13 protein-coding genes are annotated in these 22495 nt (G+C 62.6%); 3 read left to right on the forward strand and 10 right to left on the reverse strand.

The genetic code is table 11. From position 1 onward, the window contains the following. Nucleotide 1: 1 nt before the first annotated feature. The 9 genes from ACPQ6D_RS08025 to ACPQ6D_RS08065 all read right to left on the reverse strand — a co-directional run bounded on the left by ACPQ6D_RS08025 (nt 2) and on the right by ACPQ6D_RS08065 (nt 13730). Nucleotides 2-1462, reverse strand: a complete 1461-nt coding sequence (locus tag ACPQ6D_RS08025) for a hypothetical protein (protein ID WP_423223787.1) — start codon at nt 1460-1462, stop codon at nt 2-4. A 63-nt stretch (nt 1463-1525) separates the two neighbouring features. Further along, a complete protein-coding gene (locus ACPQ6D_RS08030; RefSeq protein ID WP_423223788.1) occupies nt 1526-2332 on the reverse strand; it encodes a hypothetical protein in 807 nt (268 codons plus the stop codon). Continuing rightward, nucleotides 2333-3865, reverse strand: a complete 1533-nt coding sequence (locus tag ACPQ6D_RS08035) for an oligosaccharide flippase family protein (protein WP_423223789.1) — start codon at nt 3863-3865, stop codon at nt 2333-2335. Nucleotides 3866-3889: 24 nt separating this feature from the next. Continuing rightward, nucleotides 3890-4825, reverse strand: coding sequence for a GDP-L-fucose synthase family protein (locus ACPQ6D_RS08040; RefSeq protein ID WP_423223790.1), 936 nt, complete (start codon nt 4823-4825; stop codon nt 3890-3892). An 18-nt stretch (nt 4826-4843) separates the two neighbouring features. Continuing rightward, on the reverse strand, nt 4844-9337 hold the full coding sequence (locus tag ACPQ6D_RS08045; RefSeq protein WP_423223791.1) for a carbohydrate-binding domain-containing protein: 4494 nt from the start codon (nt 9335-9337) through the stop codon (nt 4844-4846). Then, on the reverse strand, nt 9315-10223 hold the full coding sequence (locus ACPQ6D_RS08050; RefSeq protein ID WP_423223792.1) for a glycosyltransferase family 2 protein: 909 nt from the start codon (nt 10221-10223) through the stop codon (nt 9315-9317). The genes ACPQ6D_RS08045 and ACPQ6D_RS08050 overlap by 23 nt, the downstream gene beginning before the upstream one ends. Next, complete coding sequence (locus tag ACPQ6D_RS08055; protein WP_423223793.1) at nt 10220-11392, reverse strand: glycosyltransferase family 4 protein; 1173 nt, start codon at nt 11390-11392, stop codon at nt 10220-10222. The genes ACPQ6D_RS08050 and ACPQ6D_RS08055 overlap by 4 nt, the downstream gene beginning before the upstream one ends. After that, nucleotides 11379-12560: a glycosyltransferase family 4 protein gene (locus ACPQ6D_RS08060; RefSeq protein ID WP_423223794.1), complete on the reverse strand. Its 1182-nt coding sequence runs from the start codon at nt 12558-12560 to the stop codon at nt 11379-11381. The genes ACPQ6D_RS08055 and ACPQ6D_RS08060 overlap by 14 nt, the downstream gene beginning before the upstream one ends. Nucleotides 12561-12569: 9 nt before the next feature. Next, nucleotides 12570-13730: a glycosyltransferase family 2 protein gene (locus ACPQ6D_RS08065; RefSeq protein WP_423223795.1), complete on the reverse strand. Its 1161-nt coding sequence runs from the start codon at nt 13728-13730 to the stop codon at nt 12570-12572. 541 nt (nt 13731-14271) lie between these two features. On the opposite strand from ACPQ6D_RS08065, the gene ACPQ6D_RS08070 reads away from it, so the two are divergent. The 3 genes from ACPQ6D_RS08070 (at nt 14272) to ACPQ6D_RS08080 (ending at nt 19529) form a co-directional block, all read left to right on the forward strand. Beyond that, nucleotides 14272-15471, forward strand: a complete 1200-nt coding sequence (locus ACPQ6D_RS08070; protein ID WP_423223796.1) for a trans-sulfuration enzyme family protein — start codon at nt 14272-14274, stop codon at nt 15469-15471. Between the two features lie 154 nt (nt 15472-15625). Further along, nucleotides 15626-17467 (forward strand): WS/DGAT/MGAT family O-acyltransferase, encoded by a 1842-nt coding sequence (locus ACPQ6D_RS08075; protein ID WP_423223797.1) that lies wholly within the window; start codon nt 15626-15628, stop codon nt 17465-17467. 133 nt (nt 17468-17600) lie between these two features. After that, nucleotides 17601-19529: a hypothetical protein gene (locus ACPQ6D_RS08080; RefSeq protein WP_423223798.1), complete on the forward strand. Its 1929-nt coding sequence runs from the start codon at nt 17601-17603 to the stop codon at nt 19527-19529. Between the two features lie 128 nt (nt 19530-19657). On the opposite strand, the gene ACPQ6D_RS08085 is transcribed toward ACPQ6D_RS08080, so the two are convergent. Next, nucleotides 19658-22243, reverse strand: a complete 2586-nt coding sequence (locus ACPQ6D_RS08085; protein WP_423223799.1) for a hypothetical protein — start codon at nt 22241-22243, stop codon at nt 19658-19660. Nucleotides 22244-22495: the final 252 nt, after the last annotated feature.

Consider the following 22495-nt stretch of genomic DNA (forward strand, 5'->3'; position numbering starts at 1 on the left):
CCTAGTGCGGTTCCAGGAGTAGATCGAGTTTGAGCAGCAGCGCCAGTGCGACGACGACTTGTACGGAGAATGCGCCAAAGAAATCGAAGATGGTGTTGTTTCCCAGGCCGACAAAGAAGTTGGCAATGAAAGCGGCCAGGATGGTTACGATGGCGCCGCGCAGCAGGCTATTTTCCATGCGCCAAACCAGGCGGCCGGCGCGCAGGGCAACGACGCCGAACAAGAGCAAGATGAGGATGCCTTGCACAAGTCCGATGCGATAAAACAGCCAGCTGTAGGCGCTGTGACGGAAGAGCGCCTGCAGTTCACTGGCACGCGAATAGGCGAAGCTGCCGCGATCGCCATAACCGGCGCCAATGAACGGATTGGACGCGCCGCGGGCCGCGTTGTTAATGAAGCGTGTGGTTTCCAGGCGCGTCTCGCGGTTCGCGGCCGAGCTGGAAGTTGAGGCGCTGGGGTCAACGATGGAGGCCGCGCGTTCGCTGACCGCACGAATCAGGCCTGTGCCGGCGGCCGCATCAGCCACCACGAGCAGGCCACCCAGGACAAGGATGATCAGCCCAGCACTGAGTACACGCTGCGGTTTGCGCAGCCAATGGCTAAACAGCCCAATCGTCAGCACGCCGCTGATCATACCCAGGTAGATGCCGCGCACCAAGAGCGCCATCAAGGCCAGGGTGCAGCCCAGAGTAAGAAGAGCCAGCCACGGTCGCCCACTGGGTTTCACTTCGCCCGTGAGGAAAAAGGCAATGCCCATGAGCCAGCAAAACAAAATGTACTCCCAGCTTGTGACCAAGCCGTAGCGCAGAAAGCGGCCAGTGCTCAGCACGACGGTAGATGCTCCCTCGGCCGTGGGAATGCGCAGCGCCCAACTCACGAAGTAATAGATCAGTGCAGGCAGAACCACCAGGATAATGCCGCGCAGCGTCAGGAAAAGGTCGTCACGCGTGCGCACACTGCTGACCACCAACAAGGAGAGCGCGATGTAGTAGAACGGCACGCGCATGTCACGCAGAATGGTGATCAGGAGGTTTCCCTTCAGCAGACCAACCAGCGCAGGGAACAGTAGGATGGCCAGGATGCCGAGCAGCAGGTAGCCAGAACGCTGCGTCAGGCGAAAGGTATGGAGCTGCAAAGCCCAACGCGCCAGCCACCCCATTAACGTCATGGCGACAAAGAGGTCGAGCAGGTGCACGTTCGACTGCGAAATGGGGAGCTGCAGCGCCTCCAACGGCTGAAAGTAGACGGCAATGGCGACGATGGTCCACATCTGCCACCGCAAGGGCAAGATCAGGTAGATCGCGGCGGCCGCACCGAGGACGATCAACGCCAGGGCTGTGGTGGCGCTGCTGCCAAGCGGTATAGCCAGCAGTGCGCCGATGAGAAGCACCCCCAGGAGGATCCAGAGGTTCTCTCTGTTCTTGCGGCTGCCGCTGTCAAAGGTGCGCAGTAGATTTGCCATTCGACGACATTTCCTTACTCTGAACCGATTGATGTTTGCGTGATCGAAACTCGACGCACGGCGCTACGGTCGGGAGGGCGCTGGCGTTGGCGCGCTGATGGACGGGTCGCGACGTTGGGCTTCGGCCCAGGCCGCGCGTGCTGCGTCCGGCTCTCCATTGGCCTGCAGGGCATTGCCCAGCAGCAGGTAGGCGCCAGCCGTTCTGTCATCCAGCGCAATGCTGGCGCGCAAGCTGGCGACGGCTTCGGGCCAGCGCGCCAGCGCGGCCAGCATCTGGCCTTGCACCATGAAGCCATAGGCGGTTTGCGTGACGGCCAATGCCTGATTGGCCGCCCGCAAACCCTGCTCAGGGTCATGCAGCGCCAGGTAGGCATGCGCCATGACAAGGTACGTGTAGCTTTCCCGCGGCGCCAGCATCTGCGCTTGCTGCAGCTGCGCCAACGCGGCGGCTGGCTGTTGATCGCGGTAGAGCAAGATCTCCGCCAAACGGCGCCGCGGCATGGCCTGGCCAGGATCACGCGCAATGGCTGCGCGATAGGCGGTTGCGGCTTTGGCCCACGCTTGCGCCAGCCAGGCGTGATTGCCGACCTGAAAAAAGACGTTGGACAGCAGGGGCTGCGGGGCCGCCACCGTCGCACACATCGGGTTGATCTGCGCCGCGGCGTCGTCCAGCCACGCCAGCTGACTGGGCGCTTGCAGCAAGCGATAGAGAATGTCTCGCCCCTGGCGCGCGCAGGCTGTCTGCTTCTGCTGGCCGGCGATGGATGGCCCTCGACTGACCAGGATCAACGTCAGTGCAATCAGCAGCCCGAGCTGTGGAAGCCGCTTACCATAACGTAGGGCGGGCTGATTCGCCGCAGTGTGCAGCATCTAAACTCCCCTGCGCGCCGGCATCAGGGTGCGGATGAGCTGGCGGTCGGCCTGGCTCACAATACCCTGTGCAAGCAAAAGTCCAGCATAGAGCACAGCGTAGCCCGCGGCGAGCGCGGTCAGCGTCAACAGCGTGATATGCGGCAGTCGCAGCAGCGCGACATATAGACCCGCGCCGCTGAGTAGAGCCGTACCTATGGCGCGCCACGGCGCCAGGCGCACCAACGCGCCGATGGAGAGCTCGAGCGTCTGCGCAAACGCAATCATGACCAAGATCGAGCCAATGGTCAAGGCTGTGAACGCGGCCAACGTCACCCCATTGAAGCCGAAGGGGCCAACCAGAAGCAGCGCCAGGGTGAGGTTCGTGAGTCCCTGCACCACATGGGCGCGCAAACAGAGGTGCGCTTGGCCCAGGGCCTGCAGAATCATGTAGGGCGGAAAGGCCACAAGGCTGATGAACCAGCCGCAGGTCATCAGCCGCATCACAAATGCAGCCTGCTGGTAGCCTGGCCCCAGCCAGGCGCTCAACAGCCAGGGCGCGGTGATGATCAGCAGCAGGTAGGCCGGCCAGCCGAGTAAATAGACATAGCGCGAGCTGCGTTGATAAACCATCCGCACCGCCTGCTGCTCTCGCTCAGCGTGCAGGTGTGAGACGCCGGGAAAGAGGGGGAGAAAAGCGACGGCGAACAGGCCGCGCAGCTGCGTGATCAGGCGCTGACCCACTTCGTACTGCGTTACCAGCGCCACGCCCAAGAAGCGGGTAATGACCAGCTTACTCAGCGGGTCGAACAAAAGCTCCGTCAGGGCGCCGCCCTGGATGTTCAGGCTGTAGCTGAGCACAGAGCGCAGGTAACCCGCATCGAAGGCGCGCCAGCGCAGGCGAAAATGGGGCGCCAGCCGTCGCGTCATGACGCCATTCAGGCTACCGGCGGCCAGCGCCAGCACCAGACTGAGGATGGCGATGCCAATCAGACCGCCGCCCAGCGCCAGCACGATGACAATGCCGAGGTAGAGGCCAATCCCGCTTCCCAGCGAGGTCAGGTTGGTCATGTCCATGCGCTGCAAGCCCTGCAAGGCCGAGTTGAACGCGCCCATGGTCAGGTTCACGGCAAAGGTGATGGCCGTAATGCCGATGACCGTCGCGATCTCCTGCACCAAGGCCGGAGAGGCATGGGGGACGAAGCCAGCCAGAGCGTGGCGGCTGAGCAGAATCACGGCGGCGAGAACTAGCCCAACCAAGAGATAGAAAAAGAAGACAGTGTTTAGCGCCATATCCAGGCGTTGCCACTGCTTCTGCGCGGCGTATTCGGCCACATACTTCGTCAATGCCAGGCCCATGCCAAAATCGGCCAGCTGTGTGTAAGACGTGAACAGCGCCACGATCGCCCACACGCCGAAACGCTCATCGCCTAACCGGCCCAGCATGAACGGAACCACGAGCAGCGGCAGCGGCAGCAGCACCACAAAGCGCATCACGCTGAAGAGCGAGTTGCGCACCATGCGCGTCATATGTGGGTTAGTGGTTGCAGACACGGCTAGAAGGTGCTCCGGCTCTTTTTAACGATGCTGGCGATACCAGGCTACGGTGCGCTGCAATCCATCGGCAAACGACGTTTGGGCGCGGAAACCGAACTGCTGCTCCGCGCGCTGCGTATCCAGTTTGCGTCGCGGCTGCCCGTTCGGCTTGGACGCGTCCCAGCGGATGTCGCCCGTGAACCCCACGGTTTCGGCGATCAAGTGCACCAGGTCGCGGATGCTGATCTCCATCGCCGAGCCGATATTGACCGGAGCGCTGGCGTCATAATGCTCGGCTGCCAACAGAATGCCGTGCGCCGCGTCATCCACATAGAGGAACTCGCGCGTGGGCGATCCGTCCCCCCACACCATGATGTGATCATCGCCGCGCGCCTGCGCCTCGATGCACTTGCGAATGAGCGCAGGGATGACGTGCGAAGTCTCCAGATCGAAGTTGTCGCCTGGGCCGTAAAGGTTAACGGGCAGCAGGAAGATAGAGTTGAAGCCGTATTGATCGCGATAGGCTTGCGATTGTACAAGCAGCATCTTCTTGGCCAGACCGTAGGGCGCGTTGGTCTCTTCGGGATAGCCTGCCCACAGGTCATCCTCGTGGAACGGCACCGGCGTGAATTTGGGGTAGGCGCAGACGGTGCCGATGGCGACCAGCTTTTCAACGCCGGCTCGCCACGCTTCATGCATGAGCTGGGCGCCCATCATCAGGTTATCATAGAAGAACTCAGCCGGATGCTCCCGGTTGGCGCCGATGCCGCCGACGCGGGCTGCCAGGTGAATGATGATATCGGGGCGCGCGTCGCGCAAGGCCTGCTGCACCTTCTCCAGTTGGCGCAGGTCGTACTCATGACTGCGCGGCACAAAGACGGCTGCAGCGTTCAGCGCGTGCAGCTGACGAACGATGACCGAACCCAGGAATCCAGAACCGCCGGTCACCAGGACGCGGCGATTGGGCCAAAAGCTCATAACGTATCTATTCTCCAATCAGCGATCAGCAGTCAGCGGAAGAACTTGGATGCGGTCAATCAGGGCGTTGCGATCGCCATCGCCGCCCTTATCAACCACGTCTTTCAGGTAAATATCATTATTGAAAACCAATGTCAACGGCTGGATGCCTGCGCGATCCGTTACAATCTGCAGGATGCGCGTTTCCCAACTGCCGTCGTCAGCGTTGAAGATCATTTGGCCGCGCTGTTTGTTGTTGAGCAGCACATCCAAGATGACTGGGCCGGGCCGATCATTCTGGCCTTCGACCGCCAGGCGATAGACGCCCGGCCGGGGCAACAGTACGTTGAGCGTGACGATGGGGCCAATGCCGGCGCGCATGGCCGCACGGCGGTCGCCTTCTTGCACGATCTCGGCGCCCGTGTTAAGGCCGCCTTGATCGGGCGTCCAGACTGCGTCGGGATAGGTGGAGAGGACGTTGCCGTAGAGGCGCATCGTCTGCAGGTACAGGTCGCGATTACTCGTGTTGCGCAGGCGCAGCATAGCCGTCCCCGCGTCGTGCTGAAGACCAACGAAACGGGACGCGGTTTGTAAATCGAAAGTCAGGTTATCGAGCAGGACGCCATCCATTTCAAGCGCCAGGACATTACCCAGGCGCTCGCTGCGCCCGCCAAATTCGAGCACATAGTTGCCATCGGAAAGGAAAACGATTGGAAACGACAATTCGGCGCCTGGCGCAAAGACGAACGCGAAGTCTCCGTCCACGCGCTCAAGGCGCGGTGGATTCGCGGCATCCGCGCTGAGCAAGTCGTCGAAATTGAGATCTATCAGCGCATCGTCGCGGCTGATGGCCGCGGGAATCTTAGTCAGGCCGACCCGTTCCACCACGGCATTGCGGTCGCCATCCAGACCGGCGTCAACCAGTTTCTGATCATAGAGGTCCGCAACGAAATTGAGCACCAGGCTGTGGAAACCAGGCAGGCCCAGGGCAAAGTAGAACGTCTGCTCGCTCCAACTGCCGTCGTTCGCGTCGAAGCTCAACGTCTGAATGCGTTCGCCGTCGAGCAAAACGTCAAGTTGGACAGGGCCTGGTTGATCATTTTGCGCCCGCACCGTCATCTGGTAACCGCCTGCGGTCGCAAAGTTGAGATCCATACTAAACACAGGCCCGGCGGCCGGCCGCATGATCGCACGCACGCCCCCGATTTCTGTCACGGCCGTACCGGGGGGCATCATCGCCGTTTCGTTGGCTGTCTCGAAGGTGGCGCGGTTGCCAATGGCAATCACTGGGGGCGAGACGGTTGAGATGGTGAAGAAATCAATGGCCGCGTTACGGTCGCCATCTTCTTTGTTGGCCACCAGGGCTGCATCATAAAGGTCATTGGTGAAATTGAGGCGCAGGCTGTGGAAGCCGACGGCGTCCACCGGCAAACGCACTGAACGAATGGTCCAGGTGTAATCATTGCGGGCATAGTCGAGGGTCTCCTCGAGCGGTTTGCCATCCAGGTCGGCCTGAATCTGCACCGGGCCAGGGCGATCATGCAGGCCATCCACATTGAGTGTGAAGTTGCCGGTTCGGCTGAACCACAATCCGGCTTGGATGACCGTGCCTGTGCCCGCGCCCACCGCCGCCGGGCGATCGCTCATCCGCTGCAGGCGCGCATTCGCGCCGATCACAAACGGGTTCGCGTCCACCCGCACATCCGCCGCGTCCGATTGCACGTAGACGAGCTGTAAGTTCATCTCTTGCAGACATAACTGGCGGGGCTGCGTCTGCACCGGGGGCGTCAGCAAGATTTCGTGTTCACCCCGGCTCAGCCTGATAAGCAGATAATCGCGCTGCGCGCTGCTGCTTGTCGGGTTGATCTGGCCCAGGAAGCGGTCATCCACGGTCACTTGCAGTGGCCGCGTGATGTTCTGGCTGGAAGTAACCAGGCCGAGGGCATAATCGGCTGCGTTCTCCACAGTCACCGTGAAGGTGACCGGCTCGCCGTTGATCCAGCGCCCATCCGCACCGGTTGCGGTGACGCACGCGGTCAGGGTCGTGGTTGCGTCAATGGGCACATCGGGCAGAGGCTCCTTCACCTCGCCCAGGCTGATTTGCGTGTTGCCCCGGTAGACCCAATTCTGCCGCTCTTCCAGCGTGACATAGTCGAGGTCCGCATAGGCGGACTCCACGTAGGCGCTGGCGGTGACGCCGAGGGTGAGGGTGTGCATCCCTGGACGATCCAAACTAATGGGCACGGCCACTGGCTGCCAACCCTGGTTGACCGGGGTGTTCAGTGCGCCGATTGGCTGCCGATCCAGCACGACTGTCCATCTTGGCGCGCCAATGCGCGCGTTCATGCGGCCATACAGCGTGAGCAGATAATCACCCGGTTGACTCGTCCATAAGGCGATCTGCGCGACCGTGCCGAACCCTTGCGGCCGCACGAAAAAGCCGCCGCTGGCATCTGCCTGATCGAAGACAAAACCGTTCTCGGTGGGAAAGTCCTCTGCTTCGATGCGCTTACCGTTTTCTTTCGGCAGCGCCACAGCGTAGGCCAGCGTCAACGTGCCGCTGAGCGGCGCCGTGGGCGCTTGCGGCGCGATGATGTCTATCTTGGATACATACGTGCCCGTGAAGGGCATTTGTACATAGTCTGGCGCTTGGACGCCAGCCGGATCGAAACCGCCCTGGTCCTGACCGTTGATGTAGACGTTGAAGCGTTGGGATACGGGCGCATCGTACGTCGTGACGCCAATGATCAGGTTGCGATTGGTGAGCGCCGCGCGTTCTGTGTGCAGTTCGGTGCTGCCTGCCGGCCATACGAATGGCGTCCGGCTGCTGAGGATGGGCGAGGTTTCGATCAAGAAGACCTGCGCGCCCCCCACATTGGTCGGTCTGATGTCGGGGAAAAATGCGCCGATTTCCCTGAAACCGCCGTTGCTGGCTTGATCCACAATCCACACGCGTCGGTGCGTGTCAAACACCGGCTGCAACTGCATAGCCGATAGGCTGGAGAAGGACTGCACAAAGCTGCCAAACGCCTCGGGCTTGACCATTTGGCGGAAGTAATAGATGAACGGTCCCCAATCGCGCTCGCGTGTGGTGGCAAAAATGACGGCGTCATCCGTGTGTAAGTCGGATTGAATGTAACGGACCACGCGACGCCAATCTACACGGTCCTGCTGTCCATAATAGCCGAGGACGGGGCGTGTGTTGATGAGCAGCAGCAGCACGGCCAGTCCCGCCACTAGCCCCGAGGCCGGCAGCGGCCCGCGCCAGGTGAATACTTGCGGTCTGGCCCAGACCTGGCTGACGATGGCCGCGATGCCCAGGGCCACGAAGGCCAAATAGGCAGGCTGTACAAAAATCAGATACTTCTCGGCGAAGAAATGCTCGGAGCGGATCAGAGAGACGAGGATGAGAGGCAGCCACAACCACGTCATGAGGAACAGCGCCTGCTGCCACCGGCGGCGGACGATCAGGTCCGCCAGACCTACGAGCGCCAGGGCCAGGTATACCCAGGATGTCCATCCCTGGCCGCTGCCAAACTCCGCAAACAGGCTGACGAGCGAGGCAGGTGATAAGGAAAAGCCGTGCAGGACTGTGCCTTGGATGCCGCGCGCGGAGTCAGCAGTGGAAAAAACGGTAGCCACGGCGCTGCCCGCGCTGCCGCTGGTGGCCGCGCGTAAGACTGGCACGGTGACCTCCAACGTGAGAAGGCCCAAAACCACCACACTGACAATGAAAACAGCGTGCGCAGGCGGGATTCGACGAACGAAGCTTACCAGAACCTGCTGCCAACCCAGGAGCCGGCTGCGTATGGACTTGCGCCGACCGTTGCCGCGGCCGCGCCATGCGCCGAACTGCGGCATGCGCGCGGCGCTTACCAGCCTGGCGCCGAGGATCACGGCGGCGTAGATGACCATTGGTCCCACGAAGAAGAGGGCGAAGAGATGGTTCCACACATTCAGCGCGGAGACAAAAACGAACGCGATCAAGTCGCCGATGTGGTTTTCATCAAGCCCGCGTGTCATGAGGTAAGCGCCCAAGAGGGAGAGGAATGACATCAAGCCGTAATAGCGCGCTTCTTGCGAATACTGAATGTGAAAGGCAGAAATGGCAATCAGAAAGGCAAGGAGCAGTCCCACCCCCGGCCCACGCAGCCTTCGCCCCAGCGAAAAAGCCACAACCACCGCCAGCACGCCGGCCACGAACGACGGCAGGCGGATGAGCATGTCCTGGTTGCCGATGAGTCCGCTCAACGACGCTAACAGCGGCAGGGGCATCTGAAAACCCCATCCAGCCACAAACTGACCGCCCATCGCGGCTCCGACCTGGCGGACAAGGGAAAATGGCGCCGTGGTCCGCAGCACGGAGGCTGGACCAAGTAGGGCCAGGTCGCCAGTCAACGCTTCGTCGCCCCAGAAGGGACGAGTGTTCAGTTCATAGGCGCGCAGACCGACGGCGAGCAAAATGATGAGCAGCGCGGCGATCTGAATTGTATTTTTGGTGAAACGTGTGTTAGGACTTGTGCCAGAATCCATCAACCAGCCCACGAATTTTGGCGCGCACAGCGGCGCTGCGGCCACGCGCGCTCTCGCGAATAAATAGCCACGGAATCCCTGCCGCCAGGGAAGTCAAGTACAGCGCCCACTGCCCGGCATGGGCATAGCGACGCATGAAACGCACTGCGTTGACACCGGAAAGGTACTTTTCACGGGGATTGTAGAACCCGCCCGTGCTGGCGCCGCCTTTATGCCACATCCGGGCTGAGGGAACGTAACGCACCTTCCAGCCGGCCCTCCTGGCCCGCATCGCCCAGTCCGCATCTTCGTAATAGGCGAAGTAGGTGACATCCAGCAGACCGACCGTCTCCAGAAGTTGACGACGGGCTAGTATACCACATCCGGGCAGATAGTCCACATCAGCGGCTGTGTCGTACTGACGGCGATCCGCCTGCCCAAAGCCGCGCATCGCCGTCACATTGCCCCAGAAGGTAATATCGCCGCCGGCCGACCAGAGGACATGCGGGGGTGCGGCCTGGTAGATCTTTGGCCCCGCCAGGCCAATTTGGGCGTCGTCGCGGGCCGCCGCAACCAATTCGCTCGTCATGGCGGGGTCGAACCAGGTATCGTTGTTGAGCATGAGCACGTAATCTGCGCCCTGGGCCAGCGCCCATTCCAGCCCGACGTTATTGCCCGCGCAAAAACCCAGGTTGGCGCCTGTCTCGATGAGATGGACGCCAGGAAAGGCGGCGCGGATGGCGACCGCGGAACCGTCGCTCGAACCGTTGTCAACTACCAGGGGCACTAAGGCAGGATAGGTTTGCTGCTGCAGGCTTTCCAGGCAGGCCAGGGTGTCGGCGCATCCATTCCAGTTCAGGATCAGGGCCACGACCAGGGGCGGCGGGGTGTGGTGATTGGCTTTCATGCTGATGGCTGTCCGCGCCGCGGCGGGCGTCGGTCTGCCAGCAGCATGCGATAGACCGCCACGGTCTGCTGTGCGATCGTTGTCCATGACAGATGGGTGTGCGCCCATTGCCACGCTGCGGCGCCCATCGCGCGTCTGCGCGGCGCGTCCAGGAGGAGCGCGCTGATCGCTTCTGCCAGGGCGCCAGGGTCGCCAGGAGGAATCAACAGCCCCGTGACGCCGTCCACCACCATGTCGGGCAGGCTGCCCACGCGAGTTGCGACGACGGGGCGAGCAAACGCATACGCCGCGGCCATCACGCCCGAGGCGCTGCCATCGGTGTAAGGCAGCGCGACCAGGGCCGCGCGTCGAAAGTACGCGGCGGCCTCGGCGTCGGTGACGAAGCGGTTGACCCACTCCACCGGCGCTGCCTGCGCGCCGGGCAGGCGTTCATAGGGCGCGGTGTCTCCTTCACCGCCAACCACGAGGAAGCGAACGGATGGCACGGCCGCCTTGATCAGCGGCATGGCCCCGACGAGGACTTCCAGGCCTTTGTAAGCCTTGATGCGGCCAAAAAAAAGCACCGTTTCCGGCTCCTCCTGCTCGCCGCCAGCCCACTGCGTCAGAAAATCGAACCAACCGATGGGCAGGATGCTGATGCGCGCGGCTGGCGTCTGGTGCATGCGCTGCACTTCCGCGGCCAGCGCCTGGCCGTGCACAATCAGGTGATGCGCGAAGCGCGGCCCGGCCCACACATTCCAACGCTTGCGCCAACCGCCCTCGCCGCTCTTCAGGCTGACCTCATGCTGGGTGACCACCAGCGGCCAATGACGGCGCAGCCAGGGCAAGGTAGCCAATTCCCACGGGTGGGTGCTCAAATTGGCGTGCACCACATCGGGCGCGGTCGCCTGGACGGCGCGCAGATAAGCGGGCGCGGCCAGCAGTTGGCCTGGCAGGCGCGCCGCGTCGCGCAGCCCATTGCCGGTAGGTACGTCTACCATCGCCAGCGTGACGTCGGACGCAAATCCGAGCGGCGCGGGCATCTTCGGCGCCACCACCGTCACCTGGACGCCAGGTTCTTGCGCCAGGGCGTTAGCCAGCGCGGCCGTGTAGTGGGCCATGCCCCCGCGCGGCCAGAGGTTGATGAGCGTGACGCGCAGCGCGGCTGCGCCCTGGCTAACGGCTGGCATGACTGGCCCTGGCCGGTTGACGATCCATGACGCGCTGAAAAAGCTGTACATACTGCTGAATGATGGCCGGCCAGGTGAAACCTTCGGCAATCTGGCGGCCGCGCTGGCCCCAGTCGGCGCGGCGCTGCGCATCGCTGACGAGGAGAGCCAGTGCGTCGGCCAGGCGTTCGACTGCCGCCCAGGGGACGACCAGCCCGTTGCCGTCTAGCAGTTCCTCCATGCCGCCAGTTTCTGTCACCACGACGGGGAGTCCGCTGGCCATCGCTTCGAGCAGCGCCATGGACATACCCTCATTGAACGAGGGCAGGCAGAAGATGTCGGCCTGCGCGTAAACCGCAGGCATGGCGTCGCGTTCGACAAAACCCAGGAACTGCACGTGGTCATCCAGGCCGCTGGCATGCGCCTGCTGGCGCAGTTGCGGCTCAGCGTCGCCAGTGCCCGCAAGGAGGATGCGCACGGCAATTCCCCGGCGGCGCAGCCGCGCCGCAGCCTCCAGTAAATGCTGCTGCCCCTTACGCTCAATCAGCCGCGCCGCGCACAACACCGTCACCGGCGCGCCTGGCGCGCGCGGCGGTCGCGCCACCGGGGCAAAATGCGCCAGGTCAACGCCGTTGACGATGATGTCAATCGGCAAGCCGGGCGCGGTTTGCCAGGCCAGCGCGCGATGCCGCTGGCTGATGGCGATGACGGCCGCGGCTTGCCGCCAGATGTGACGAATGAAGGGCGTCAGGGCAAGATAGACATAACGATAGCGATTCTCAAAGCCGGGCACGTCCGGGCCTTGCAGGGAGACGATGTAGGGCAGGCCGATTGAACGCCGCAGCGCCCACGCAATGCCGCCGGCTGGCACCCCGGCAAAGGCAAAGCACAGGTCATAGGGCCGCTGCATGGCTAACCGCCGCGCGTAGCGGTAGCCGCGCCAGGTGTAGCGCAGAAGCTCGATGTTGGTCGAATGATGGATGTTGCGATTGTCAACCGGCGCCTTGTGCACGCGGATAGCAGGCGTCATCTCGCTGTATTCGTAGCGATCGCGCGACCGGCTGGAGGTAACGAGGTCAACCTCGATGCCCTGGTCAAGTTGACGGAGACCATCCAAGAGGTGGTAGTTGACCACGCCGGTGCCGCCGCCGAGCGGCGGGTATTCATTGTCCAGCATCAAGATGCGCATAACGGTCCGTTAGCCATCGAAACCCCATCGTTCGCGGATGATGTAGAGAGGGCGCTGTTTGACTTCGTCGAAGATGCGGCCGACATATTCGCCGATGACGCCCAGCGCGATCAACTGGATGCCGCCGAGGAACATCATGCCCACGACAATCGTGGCGAAACCAGAGGGGAATTCCGGCAAGGTGAACCGTTTGTAGACGGTCCATACGGAAAGCAGAAACCCCAGGAATGAGACGAAGAGACCAAAGAGGGAGGCCAGGCGCAGGGGCACGTATGAGAACGAAAAGAAACCATCGAAGGCTAGACGCAGCAGTTTGAACAGGCTGTACTTTGGTTGGCCGGCGTAACGCGCCGCCCGCTTGTAGGGCACGCCAATCTGGCGGAAACCAACCCAACTGCGAATGCCACGGATGAAACGGTTGCGTTCTGGCATCTGCCTCAGTACGTCCGCGACGCGGCGGTCAAGCACGCAAAAATCGCCTGCGTCGAGTGGAATCTCCACGTTGGCCGCCTGGTGCAGGAGGCGGTAGAAGAGGCCGTAAGCGCTGCGTTTCAACACGTTTTCCTTGCGATCCCGGCGAACCGCATAAACCACATCGTGGCCCCGGCGCCACGCTGTAAGCAGTTCGGGCAGCGCTTCTGGCGGGTCTTGTAGATCGGCGTCCATCACGATCACGGCGTCGCCGCGCGCGTGGTCAATCCCGGCGCTGATGGCCGACTGATGGCCGAAATTGCGCGACAGGCGCAGCACACGCACATGGGGGTCGCTGGTCTGCAAGGCGTGCAGCAGCTCGCCCGATGCATCTCGACTGCCATCATCCACAAAGATGATCTCGTACGGTTCGGCCAGCGCTTCCATGACCAGGCTCAGCCGCCGATGGAGCTCGGGCAGAGTTTCGCTTTCATTAAACACCGGAAGCACCACCGAGTAGCGCGTCGGCGTCACCGCGTCGTGGCTGCCCACCACGCCGCTCCGATGAAGATCATACGGGCGGCCGCTGGTCAGGAGCACCTGCTCAAGCGCGTGGGCCAGGGCCTGGTCGCCTGGTTGATCGTTCGACGGAGGCAGCCACACGCGCACGCGCGGGAGAGCGTTTGCTTGCCGCGACTCATCGCTCGACGCGTCATTCACGGCGCTGCGGCCCGTACGCTTGGTCAGGTTGTGTGTCATCACCGCACGTCCTATGGGATGAGGTTGAGCAGTCAACCGTTGAGCGCTTGGTTGATGCAGTCTGTGCCGCGCCTATCGTACCACAAGAGCACGGGTGAGGCCAAAAGTTGTCAGGCCCGATAGGGCCTTCCACTTCGTAGCCCGATCCGTTCACGGTCGGGCGGGGTAGGTTGCGCGCACGCCACGCGGCCACCGACCCCGCCGGAGGCCAGAGGCCATCCGGCTACGAGATGCAAGCCCCTCTGGGGCTGTCAGGCCCGATAGGACCTTCCACTTCGTAGCCCGATCCGTTCACGGTCGGGCGGGGTAGGTTGCGCGCACGCCACGCGGCCACCGACCCCGCCGGAGGCCAGAGGCCATCCGGCTACGAGATGCAAGCCCCTGCGGGGCTACACCCCGAACAATGAAATGCGCCTGTTGGCCGTGCTTGGTGCGCAGCGGTTTTGACAGGCCGCACTGAGCGGGGTACACTGGCCCCCTTGTTGGCGCCTACGAGCAGCACGCTGGCGCCCACGTTTGCAGCACGGGGAGCGACCATCAGATGACCAGTTTTTCCACACGGGCGGTCCATGCCGGCGAGCGTTTGCCTGCGCCCGACTATACACCCACCACCACGCCGATTCACCCGGCCGTGACTTACCTGTACGATGAGATGCAAGACCTGGACGCGGTCTTCAGCCGCGCGAAAGAAGGCTTCGTCTATCGGCGCTACGGCAACCCAACGACGCGGGCGTTGGAGATCGCGCTCGCCAATCTGGAAGGCGGCGACGCTGCGCTGACCTATGCCTCGGGCATGGCGGCTATGCACGCGGCGCTGCTGGCGGCTGGCCTCAAGGCGGGCGCACACGTCGTGGCGGCGCGAGATTGTTACGGCGCCACCTATACCCTCCTCGACCGCCTGTTCACCGACCAAGGGGTCATGACGCACTTTGTGGATATCACCGACCGGGACGCCGTGGCGGCAGTGCTCCAGTCGCACGCGCCGACCGTGCTGGTGTGTGAGACGATTTCAAACCCACTGCTCAAGTTGGCCGACATACCGGGCCTGGTGGACCAGGCGCACGCGGCCGGCGCGCTGGTCATTGTGGACAGCACGTTCACCACGCCCTACTTGATGCGACCGCTTGAATACGGCGCTGATTTTGTTGTTCATTCGCTCACCAAGTATATCGGCGGACATGACGACGTTCTGGGCGGCGCCGTGATTACGCAGCAGATGCATGAAGCGCGCCTCTTTGATCAGTTGAAGATGCTGGGCGCCAACCTCTCGCCGTTCGAAGCCTGGCTGGCCCTGCGCGGCCTCAAGACCCTGTCGCTGCGCATGCGGCAACACTGCGCCAGCGCACAGGAAGTGGCAGCCTGGCTGGCCCAGCATCCACGCGTGGCGCACGTCAACTACCCCGGCCTGCCTGACCATCCGCAGCATGGGTTGGCGCGCCGGCTGCTGACTGCACCCGATGGCGCGCCGGCCTACGGCGGCATGGTGAGCTTTGAGCTGCAGGCGGCCGCGCACCCGCAGGTGATGCACTTCCTGGAACGCCTGCACCTGGTGTTGACCGGCACTTCGTTGGGCGATGTCTACAGCCTGGTGCTTTACCCGGTCATGGCGTCGCATCGAGCCTTGACGCCGGCGCAGCGCGCCCAGGTGGGCATCAGCGAGGGTCTCGTACGCCTGTCGGTTGGCATCGAGGACCCGGCTGACATCATCGCGGATCTTGCACAGGCGCTCGCAGCGGATTGACTTTTTCGCGTGTCGGATTTATATTGTATTCATATACAAGCGCCATGAAGGGCCTATTCGAAATCACGCGTCATGAACCGGTCGGTAGATCGGCCAGGGCGATCTTTCGGGTAGGCTTTTCGTAGGCAGCGAAGCGCTTGCAAAGGAGGTGGCGATGGCTGATAGTATCCGCTACGGGATTCCGCTAGGCAATGTAGACACAGCCTGGCTTCATATGGAAGACCCAACCAATCTCATGATGGTGACGGGCCTTTACATTTTCGACAAACCGCTTGACATCACCCGCCTGCGCGACACCGTGCAATACCGATGGCTGGATCGCTTTAGTCGTTTCAAGCATAAGGTGGTGCAGCAGGGCAACAAAGCCTACTGGGTCACCGATCATAATTTTGATCTCAATGCGCACATTCATCGTGTCGCGCTGCCGCCGCCGGGCGACAAGGCCGCGCTGCAAGAATTTGTCAGCGACCTGATGAGCACGCCGCTCGATTTCTCCAAGCCGTTGTGGCAGATGCACTACATCGAGCATTATGGGGAGGGCAGCGCGCTGTTGATGCGCTTGCACCACTGCATTGCCGATGGCATTGCGCTGATGCATGTGATGCTGGCCAGCACCGACACCGAGCCAGACGCGCCCTATCCGACGGCCCCACAGCATGAAAAACGCCATCAACCTGGGTGGTTGGAGAGCACCTTACGCAGCGCCCTGGGCATGGTGTCCACCGCGCGCAAGGTGACTGACACCCTGCTGCACGAGAGTCTGGAGACCCTGACGAATCCTGGCCATGCCTTGGACCTGGCGTCCCAAGGCGCCAGCGCGGCTGCAGCTCTCGGTAAACTCCTGCTGATCGGGCCTGATCCGCGCACGGTCTACAAAGGCCCCCTCGGCGTGGGCAAGCGCGCAGCCTGGTCGGAGCCGATTCCGCTCAGCAATGTCAAATTGATCGGCAAGGTCTTGGGCGGCACGGTCAACGACGTGCTGCTGACGGCCATGACTGGCGCCCTGCGCCGATACATGGAATACCGCAACGATCCAACCGACGGCATCAACATCCGCGCCATGGTGCCTGTCAACCTGCGCCCACTCGCAGAAGCCTACAAGCTGGGCAATCACTTTGGCCTCATTTACCTCTCCTTGCCCATCTACCTGGTTGACCCGATGGAGCGCTTGCACGAGCTGAAGCGACGCATGGACGACATCAAGAACACACCAGAAGCGGTTGTCGCCTTCCAGATTCTCAATACCCTGGGGATGATGCCCCTGCAAGTGGCCGAGCAGATGGTCAACATTTTCGGGCTGAAATCGTCGGCCGTGATGACCAACGTGCCCGGTCCACGCCACGCCATCTATTTTGCCGGCGAGCGCATTGAAACGAGCATGTTCTGGGTGCCGCAGTCGGGGCGCATGGGGTTGGGCGTCAGCATCTTCAGCTACAATGACAACGTGGTCTTGGGCATCGCAACCGACACCGGGCTGGTGCCAGACCCCGAGAAGATCAACGAGTACTTCGAACAAGAATTCGTGGACCTCCTGGCTTTTGCGCAGCAGAAGGCCCTGGCGCAGAGTGCGCTGGAAGCGCCCGTGGAGCAGCCAGAGGCGATCGCTGCGCCAGCACCCACCGGCCCCACAACGGCCAAACGGTCGCGGCGGCCCGTTGCGGAGATTCCCGTAGATGGAGCCGAGACAACCGCCGAGGTCACGGCGACGGATAGAGTTGCCGATTTGGTGCAAGAGTTGGCCGTGCCAAGCGGACCCGCGGTGCCGCTGGTGGTGCACGAGACGCAAACAACAGACACCGCCGCGGTCCTGGTGGACGCGGAACCGCAGGCCCTCAGCGCGCCGGCTGCGTCCACCAACGGCGCGCACGCCGCCCTGGCTGAGAAGCCGGCGCTTGTGAGCACACCCGCGGCCTGCCAGGCCATGACCAAATCGGGCCGCCCGTGCAAGAATATGGCTTTGCCAGGCTCATCATACTGCCGCATTCATCAGGAGTAACCCGGCGTTCGCTGGCGGCTCCCCGAGCACGGCCGGAGATTGGCTGATGCTGGCAAGATAACATGGTTCACAGACATCGGAAGTCAGCACTGACTTCCGATGTCTCGTTTTTTCGCAGAAAGGCGCTCGTTCTATGAATACGCTTCCCATTGTCAAAATGACTCTCTACAAGCATGGCGTTGGTTTCTACCAGCGTCGAGGCGCGGTCGAAGGTGACACAGCCTCCGTGCAGTTCCGCAAAGATGAGATGAACGATATCCTCAAGAGCCTGACCGCGTTCACGGTTGGCGGTGGTCAGGTGCTCGGCATGGATTATGCCACACCAGAGGACAAGGCCGCGCTTCTGGCTCGCTCGTCCATTCATCTTGCGGACGGCTCTAGCCTCCGTGACTTGCTGCGCGACGTCCGCGGGCGCAGCGTTGAAGTGACCACTACGACTGAAACCATTTCCGGCCTTGCCGTCGGTGTGGATTTGCCTGGTGAACGCGAGCCGCTGACCGCCACGCTGCTGTCTGTCTATATACCGGCGCAGGCAACCGTGCGCACCATGAAGGTGGGGGACATTCAACGATTGACCCTGGTAGATGCACGCGCCGCCAGCGACCTGGCTTACTTCCTGGAAACCAGCCTGATGGAGGATGAGAAACGGTCGGTGACCGTGCGATTGACGCCGGGCCGTTCCGATGTGGTGCTCAGCTATATCGCGCCCAGCCCTGTCTGGCGCGTCAGCTATCGCCTGGTGGCTGATGAACAGAATGGCAAACCGACCAGCCTGTTACAGGGGTGGGGGTTGTTCGATAACACGTTCGACGAGGATCTGGAGGCTGTGCAGCTGACGTTCGTGGCAGGGATGCCCGTCAGCTTCATCTATGACCTCTACACCTCGTTCACGCCGGAGCGGCCGGTGGTCAAAGAGCAGGCGCGCGCGGTGGCACGGCCGGTGGAGTTTGCGGAGGCCCTGTCGGCCGCGCCGGAAGCGCCGCCGACGCGCAGCGCCATGCGCGGCCTCAGCCGCGGCCCGATGGCGGCTGACATGGCGGCCGCGCCGATGGCCAAGATGAGCGTCGCGGATCTGGCCGATTCCACCGTGGTGGCGGCCACGGGCCAGGCGCAAGGTGAATTCTTCAGCTATGCGGTCGCAAACCCGGTGACGGTCAAGCGCGGCCGCTCCGCCCTGGTGCCGATCTTGCAGGCGCGACCCGTTTTTCGCAAGGAGCGCATCTACAACGGCCGCAAGCACCCGCTCAATCCGATCATCACGGCGCGCTTCAAGAACGACACCGGCCTGACCCTCGAGCGCGGGCCGTTGACCGTCGTGGAGAGCGGTGAATACGCAGGCGAGGCGATGCTCCCCTTCACCGCGCCCGGCGGCGAGATTTTTCTGGCCTATGCGGTGGACCTCGGCGTGAAGGTGACAGAAGAAGCGAGCAGCGAGCAGGTGCTTGTTTCAGTCAACATCGCCAATGGGCTGCTTTCGTTCCAGGAGTATCAAATTCAGCGCGTCGCTTACCGCGTGGAGAATCACAACGACCAGCCGGTCAGCGTCACCATCGAGCATCCGCGCCTGGCGAACTACGCCACGCACGAGACGCCAGAGCCGGCGGAGATGACCGCCGATGCCTATCGCTACCAGGTGCAGGTAAAGGCGCACGGTGTGTCCACGTTTACGGCCGCGCAGCGCCGCCTGACCGCACGCCGCGAGGAGATTCGCAATCAGCGCTTCGATGCGCTGCAGCGTTGGCTGCACGATCATCAGCTCGATCAAGCCACATTCGACCGCATCAAGGCCATCCTGGCGCTGTACAATCGCCTGGCTGAGCATGAAGCGGGCGTGCGCAAGAATGACGGTGAACGCCAGGCCATCTTCAATCAGCAGAAGGTGGTGCAGGGCAATTTGGGGGCCCTCAAAGAGCAGGGCGAGGAAGGTCAGTTGCGCGGCCGCTATGTGCGCACCCTGAACCAGTTAGAAGATAAGTTGGCGCAGCTGCAAAAGAGCGATGAGGAGCTGGCTGCGGCCATCGCGGCCACCAAAGCGGAAATTGACAAGGCGCTGGCGGCGTAACCGGCGCCCTCGATAGACTTCGGAAGCCGGCCAGGCTTCCGAAGTCTGGTTATTGATCCAGGCGCTGGCGGAGTGTCTGATGCACCAGGAGACTTCCGAAGTCTGCAAGACTTCGGAAGTCTTGTTTCTCACCCCGTGCGTAGCTTGCGCACGCCGGGCAGGTATTGCCGCTGCCAGCCCATCATGAATTGAGCGGCCGCGTAACTGGTTTGCTGTCCCACCGTAGCCCTGGCTTCAAACGTGTACTGACCTTCCGGCGTCACCGGCAGCATGCCATTCAAGCCGTACGTGATCGCGCCGGGCGCCACCATCAACGTCGTGGTCTGGGTAAAGCCTGGGACGGCTTGCCCACGCGCATTGAGCAGACGCACACTGATCTGTGCGCTGATGGGCGCGGCCCCGCTGTTGGACAAGGTCCACACGACGCCCAGCGCGCGGCCAGGCAGCAGGCGGACGGCCGGGTTACCTTCCCCATCGAAGGCAGCCACGCTGCTCACGATCAGCGGCGAACAAGCAGTCGGTGGGATACCCACGTTCAGATCGGTCACAGGCGGCGGTACGGTAACGACATAGCTTTGCGTATCGGCATAGCAGGGCTTGCTGATGCGGATGAAGAAATTGCCGGCCGGCGTGTTCCAGCCGTAGCGGCCGTCGGCATCGGTGACCTGCGGATTGTATTGTTCATAATCGCCGGCGTTCCACAGGACGTCGCCCAGCACAGGGTCGCGGCGATACAGTGTGACCACCGCGCCCGGCACGCGCGCCTGGCTGCTGTTGTCGTAAATGTAACCGCTGGGGTCAATGCACAGCTCCTTGTGAATGGCGACCGGATCGGTCAGGATCAAGCCGTCGGCGTACAGCGCCTCTTTGTGAATATGGAACACCTGCGGCACACCGCCCTGGTAGATGCCGGCGCTGAGGCCAGTGCCCGCGTACAGGTTGCCGCCCGGCGTGCTGCTGACCCAGTTCAACAAGCCGATCACGCGCCCGCGATCATCCTTCAAGATCACGCTGAGCGGCGCTTCGCCGAAGATCTCCACCACCGTGCCAATGGCCGCCGCCGAACCACAGGTGGTAATGAACGGCACGTTGCCGCCGGTGACGCCCTGCCAGGTGCGGTTATTCCACATCACTGTCTGCGGGCCAAGCCGTCGCGGCACGCGGGTGCTGGTCGCAGTCGGCGTGGGCGTTGGGCCTGGCCTGGTCGCAGTCGGCGTCGGGGTGGGAGTGGCGGTTGGGCCTGGCTGGGTGGCAGTTGGCGTTACAGTGGGAGTGGCAGTCGGCCCTGGACGCGTGGCCGTAGGCGTGGCTGTCGGTCCCATGAAGGTGGCTGTGGGGGTTGGCGTACGCGTGGGCGTGTTGGTAGGCGTTGGCGTCCAGGTGGCGGTCGGTGTGAATGTAAAAGTCGGTGTAGCGGTCGGGGTGTCGGTGGCCGTAGGCGTTGGTGTGGGGCAGAAGGGCACGGCGATGTCCTTACCCGCGCTCAATGGCCCTGGTCCACTGGTGAAGGTCGCGGTCGCGCCCACGCGCAGAGTGGTCGGCGCGCTGACCGGGTCTGCGATGATCTGCCAGGTGGCGGAGCGCGCATCGTTTGGCGCCAGATCGTGCCAGGTCTTGGTGGCATCCTCGCCAGGCCCCAGGCGCATACCCGGCGGCAGGCTGATGGTGGTTTGCGCGCCTGTCCATGTCTGCGTGGAGCGGTTGACAATCCAATGGGTGACGCTGAAGGTGAACTCACCGCAGTCCAGCGCAGCCGGGCCATCCATCCAGGTTTCGCCGCCGCCTTCGCCAGCCAGGCCATAGAAGGTGACCACACGTCGCGCATCGCCGGCGGCCAGGTTGGCGGGATTCCAGTAAACCCCCACGGCGCTGTCGCTCGTGAAAGCCTGGTTTGGATCCACGGTGTAGTCCCACGCTGTCTGGTAGAGGCCGCTCCAGCGCGCCACGATGAAGCGATCGGGGGTGGTCGCCTGGCCGCCGGTCAGCAGTCCCTGGCCCTTGAGTAGGGTCGGATCGAAGGTTGGACTTTCGAACGCGCGCCAGTACGGCGGCATATCCACGGCAGTGAATTCGCGCTCGTTGGTCAGATTACCCGCACCGGGGACAAAATAGGGCGCACCGTCATTGCCGCCGATTTCCACATCGAACATCACGCGGACCCCCGCGCTCATGACCTGGCCGCTCTCATTGACCAGGTCATGTTCAATGCGCGTGGTGTCCGGCCGACCGGTGTACGGGTTGTTCACCAGGGAGAGGCGCTGCTCAACCCGCACCCCCTGAATGTTCCAGATGGTGACGATTTCATTGCCCACCACGCTGGGCGCCTGGATTGGCGTCTGTGTGGTCAAGACGTAATCAGACGGCGCGCCATTGGTGAGTAGGCGCAAGGTAACGAAAGATGAATAGGGGTAGCTCTGTCCGTTGGGCGTAAACCCGTACAGCAGGCGTGCGTTGTCGTCATTGGCCGTGGATGGGTCGCCGCCCGTTGTGCCGATGACGAAGGCGCCTGTGTAGGCCCCGCTGTCGCTGGCATCCACCCGTAGAAAGTCATTCTGAACGGAAACTAACGCTTGGGGATGCGTCTGGGCTTTGGCCAACACCGGCCAGGCGAGAAGAAACAGAACGACCAAACCAAGCAGGCGTCGGCGTGGCCGGGGCGAGCGCCGAAGCTGCCTGGATGTCGCACGACGGAAACCGATGTGAAACGCTGACATACTGCCCTCCATTGAGGAAGAAAGCGGCCAAGGGGCGCGCTTGCCGCTTCGTGTTCACGGGTGCGCAAGGCGGAGGAAGTCAGGCGATACAGCAGATTGCCATGACCGATTGTAATACTGGGCAGGTCTGACGTCAAGGGCCATCCGGCTGCAAGGTGCAAGTCCCTGCGTGAGCTACGCCCCGAAAGTGGAATGCACCCCGTGGAGCTTGTAGGTGGGCGGGGATCGTTTTGCGATTGCGCAGCGGATCGG

This window comes from Candidatus Amarolinea aalborgensis (assembly GCF_900491745.1).
Lineage (GTDB): Bacteria > Chloroflexota > Anaerolineae > SSC4 > Amarolineaceae > Amarolinea > Amarolinea aalborgensis.